Here is a 3,315-nt window from a genome sequence, read left to right on the forward strand (position 1 = left end):
ATGCCGTGCACGGGCCGCGGCCCCAGCAGGTCGGTCAGGAGCGCGTCGTGCACGTCGCGCCGCCACGGCATGCCGTCGTGCGACATCTCTGCCGCGATGAGGGCCCCGGCCGACTCGGCCGCCACCAGCAGCCTGAACCTGCCCGGCTCCGGCAGCGCCTCGATCCGCCGCAGCTGGCCGGTCAGCACCTCGGCCACCGCCTCGGCCCCGAGCGGCTCGGGTGCGAACAGCGTGTCAGGCGCGCTCGGCTGCTCCTCGGGCACCGGCAGCCCGTGCAGCCTGGCGTGCGCAGCCCTGGCCGAGCGGGGCTCGCCGTAGCGGCCCTCGTACGCGAGCAGCAGCCCTTCGGTGAGCGCGATGTCGTGGCAGCGCGAGACCCGCACGCCCGCGCTCAGCAGGCCGGGATAGGCCTCCCGGGCATCGGCCCACACCCACCGCGGGCGCTCGGCAGCCTCCAGCTCGCGCACGGCCCCCGCCAGGTCGGCGGTACGGCGTGCCGAGCCGCCGACCGGAAGCACCGTCTCTCCGGCGACCACGACATACACGTGGTCAAGAGTGCCAAATGGCTACGACAAAGCGATGCGCACCTCGTCCTCGAGCGGCGGATCGAACTCCTGCGCCAGGCACCCCGTGGCGGCGAAGCAGCGCAGGGTCAGCTCCTGCGGGGTGACAGACACGTGCAGGAACTGCTTGAAGAACGGCGGGGTGTCCCAGTCGGACAGCTCCGACAGGTAGCGGTGGAAGACCTTGTCCACCGGCAGCCTGAACGGCCACGGCCAGGCCCCGAGCAGCCGCGCCACCCACCGCATCCTGCGGGTGATCGTCACCGGCCCTTCGGGGCTCCTGACAGGCTGGTTCTTGATCTGGTCCGACATGATGCACAGGGCTTCCGAGGGCGTGAGGTACATCCACTTCATCCGCAGGCGGCGCGCGTACAGCTGGCTGTAGAAGGACAGCGAGTCGCCGCGCAGCGGGTAGCACTTGAACTCGTCCTCGTCCACGCCCTTGACGTCGACCCTGCCGATGGTGTGCGTGGCGTGCATGAACGCGCCGCCGCCGCCGGACACGATGTACTGGATCACCCGGTCGCCCACTTTGACCGGGTAGCGCTGATAGTTGTGCACGTCTCCGCCGATGGCCGCGACGTACCGGTGGGCCGGGTCGCGCACGATGTCGTCAATCGTGCCGCCTTCCTCCAGCGGCGACGGCTTGTAGACGTTCCCGGTGTAGATGGGCTTGCCCGTCACGAGGATCTTCGGCCGCGGATCGAGCGAGACCCGCCGCAGCCACGCGGTCTGTCCCTTGTCGATGACGTTCCTGATGCCGGTGTCGACGCCCACGATCAGCAGGCTGTCGCTCTCGATCGCCCAGTACGGCCCCGGCTGCGTCGCCTGCTGGGACGGCTTGCCCCTGAGCTCGCGCGCCTTCGCCAGCCGCTCCTCGTCGATCGTCTCCGGCTTGCGCCACAGGAGCCCGCGCAGCCCGCGGTCCGGCTTGGGCTTGAGCGGCGGTGCGTCACAGAGGACCCGCATGAACCCGCCGAGCCCGTCGTACCAGTCGTGGTTGCCGGGAATGGCGTAGATCGGAGCGTCATAGTCCTTGTACGGACGGAAGAACTTGTCGCAGTACTCGTTACCCGATCCGGTCGGATAGATCACGTCACTGGCTATGACGGCGAACGCCGTGTCCTCTCCCAGTTTCAGCATCCCGGGAACAACGGCGTACTGCGACGCGTCTCCCTCGCCAGTATCACCAAGCAGAAGGAAAGTGAAATTTCCCCCGACGGATAGCTTGATGCGAAATTCCGGATCAATCCCGCGTGCTTCCTGAGACGCCACCCACCGAGCCCGAACCTGACCTGACGGATCCCCGAACAACCCGGCGAGGATGTCGTTACGCGAGCGCCACAGCGTCGCCAAATTCAGCCAGGTAAACCCGTGATTATCGGGTCTGAGCTGCGCGAACGTCCCCAACTGCGTACAAGACCATCCCGCTCCCTCCTCCGACACCCGTGACGAAAGCTGCTTTCCACGCTCAGCCGCGACTTCCACCATGTCCACATCTTTACCGCGATCTTCACTTCGCGCACCCTGAACGCTCCGTACCGTGGAGAACACAGAAGGTTCGCAATGGTGTAGCCTCACCCCCCAAGCAAGCGGTTGGGACCGCCGAGGGGAGGCTCCCATGACGCGTAACAGCCCGGACGACGCGACCCGAAGAGGCACTTCCGATGTGGAGGCCATTGAAGGCCTGCTCGCATATGCGCAAACCAGTTCCCGATGGGGCGGCGGGGCGCTCAGGAGGGCCGGCGAGGCGGTCGCGCGGAGCAGGGCGCTGGCCAGGGAGCATCCCAAGCACACGGCGCTGCTGGCCCGCAGTCTGAGCACCACGGCGAAGCTGCTGCTGAAGCGGGGCCGGGCCGTGGAGGCGCTGCCTCTGGCGCAGGAGGCGGTGGCGCTCACCCGTGAGATGGGCGGCGGCCCGCTGGTGGCCTCGCTGATGTGCCTGGCCGCGGTGTTCGAGGCCCTGCACCGCTACAGCGAGGCCGCCGCCACGATGGCGGAGGCCGACCAGATCCCCCCGCCGGACAACGCCTGACCGCGTGAGAGTCTCCATACCGCCGTCAGGGGATGCCGCCCTTTTACGGGGCGGCCACGGTCAGCCTCAGGCCGGGCCGTCCGGCGGGACGAGGACGCCGGGGTTGAGTATCCCGGCCGGGTCGAGCCGGGCCTTGACCGCCTGCAGGACGCTCACTCCCACGGGTCCCAGCTCGGCCGCGTAGGCGTCCCGGTGCTCGCGCCCGACCCCGTGATGGTGCGTGATCGTGCCCCCCGCCTCGACGATGGCCGCGCTCGCCGCCGCCTTGGCCCGCTCCCACTGCGCCACGGGGTCGCCCTCCTGCGCGGTGACGACGGTGAAGTAGAGCGAGGCGCCGGTCTCGTACACGTGGGAGATGTGACACATGACCAGCGGGGAGCCGAGCGCTCCCGCCAGCGCCAGGCGGACCGCGTCGTAGAGCCGCGGCAGGTTCGCCCAGAACCCGGCGGTCTCCAGCGTCTCGACCGTGGCCCCGGCGGCGAGGAGCGAGTCCCGCAGGTAAGGGGCGGAGAAGCGGCCGTGCTCCCATGCCTCGCCCGGCTCCGCACCCAAGGGCTCGCCGCCCGTCCGCTCCAGGACGGCCGAGGCCGCCGCCTGCCGCTCCGCCGCGAACGCGCCTTCGTAGCCCGCGATCAGCAGGCAGCCGGAGCCGCCGGAGCCGATCGCGTCCGGCTTGGCCAGGCCGATCATGGTCTCGGTCTCGTCCGACAGCCGCAG

The 3,315-nt window shown here is 69.6% G+C and carries 3 protein-coding genes and 1 pseudogene; 1 reads left to right on the forward strand and 3 read right to left on the reverse strand.

Going from position 1 to position 3,315, the window contains the following annotated elements:
* Both AB0J09_RS60170 and AB0J09_RS60175 read right to left on the reverse strand, forming a co-directional pair.
* Positions 1 to 545: pseudogene (locus AB0J09_RS60170) on the reverse strand (bifunctional 3'-5' exonuclease/DNA polymerase); the annotation flags it as partial.
* 21 nt (positions 546 to 566) lie between these two features.
* Positions 567 to 1,838: a metallophosphoesterase gene (locus AB0J09_RS60175; protein ID WP_360712733.1), complete on the reverse strand. Its 1,272-nt coding sequence runs from the start codon at positions 1,836 to 1,838 to the stop codon at positions 567 to 569.
* A gap of 346 nt (positions 1,839 to 2,184) precedes the next feature.
* On the opposite strand from AB0J09_RS60175, the gene AB0J09_RS60180 reads away from it, so the two are divergent.
* Positions 2,185 to 2,598 (forward strand): hypothetical protein, encoded by a 414-nt coding sequence (locus tag AB0J09_RS60180; RefSeq protein WP_360712736.1) that lies wholly within the window; start codon positions 2,185 to 2,187, stop codon positions 2,596 to 2,598.
* A 66-nt stretch (positions 2,599 to 2,664) separates the two neighbouring features.
* Here AB0J09_RS60180 and AB0J09_RS60185 read toward each other — a convergent pair.
* The coding region (locus AB0J09_RS60185; protein ID WP_360712739.1) for an FAD-linked oxidase C-terminal domain-containing protein at positions 2,665 to 3,315 on the reverse strand (651 nt) is incomplete at its 5' end.

This window comes from Nonomuraea sp. NPDC049784 (genome assembly GCF_040659615.1).
In the GTDB taxonomy this organism is placed as follows: Bacteria; Actinomycetota; Actinomycetes; order Streptosporangiales; family Streptosporangiaceae; genus Nonomuraea.